The sequence below is a fragment of the Ciceribacter sp. L1K22 genome (assembly GCF_017599385.1).
Classification (GTDB): domain Bacteria; phylum Pseudomonadota; class Alphaproteobacteria; order Rhizobiales; family Rhizobiaceae; genus Allorhizobium.
The window spans coordinates 1-757 of record NZ_JAGFPK010000026.1; the positions used below are offsets into that span (position 1 = coordinate 1).

At 65.9% G+C, this 757-nt stretch carries 1 protein-coding gene; it reads right to left on the reverse strand.

Annotation, left to right across the window (positions count from 1 at the left end; genetic code table 11):
* The coding region (locus tag J5J09_RS22710) for an Ig-like domain-containing protein (protein ID WP_208554537.1) at positions 1-757 on the reverse strand (757 nt) is incomplete at both ends.

The following is a 757-nucleotide window of genomic DNA, read 5'->3' on the forward strand; positions in this document are numbered from 1 at the left end:
GTACCGGAGCCGGTGAGGGTTGCCGTTGCATTGACGAGCGTCAGGTCGCCGACGGCGAAGTCGGTTGAGGCCTCGCTGAGGGTTATCGTCGCCGTGTACTCCCCAGCAGTAGGACCGACTAGCGTCCCGATGCTGACGGTCGGCGGCGTCGCGTCAAAGATCGCGGATGCGGTGTTCGAGGCGGTATTGGTGTTTCCGGCGCCGTCGGTGAACGCCCCCGCGGGCACCGTCACGGACACCGTCCCATCGGCGACGGGCGTCAGCGTCACGGTGTAGGTCGTGCCGGAACCGGTCATCGTTGCCGTCGCATTCACCAGCGTCAGGTCGCCGACGACGAAGTCGGTCGACGATTCCGAAAGCGTGATCGTCGCGGTGTACTTGCCGCCGGCCGGACCGGAGAGGGCGCTGATAGTGACGGTCGGTGGCGTGGAGTCGTACGTGGCCGACGCCGTGTTGGAGGCGGTGTTTGCATTGCCGGCCGCATCGGTGAAGGCTCCAGCCGGGACCGCCACGGAGACTGTTCCGTCGGCAGCTGGCGTTAGCGTCACGGTGTAAGTGGTACCGGAGCCACTGAGGATTGCCGTCGCATTGACCACGGCGAGGTCGCCGGCGGTAAAGTCGGTGGAGGCCTCGCTAAGGGTGATCGTCGCTGTGTACTCCCCAGCAGTCGGACCGAATAGCGTCCCGATGCTGACCGTCGGCGGCGTCGTGTCATAAATGGCGCTGGCGGTGTTGGAGGCCGTGTTGAGGTTGCCGG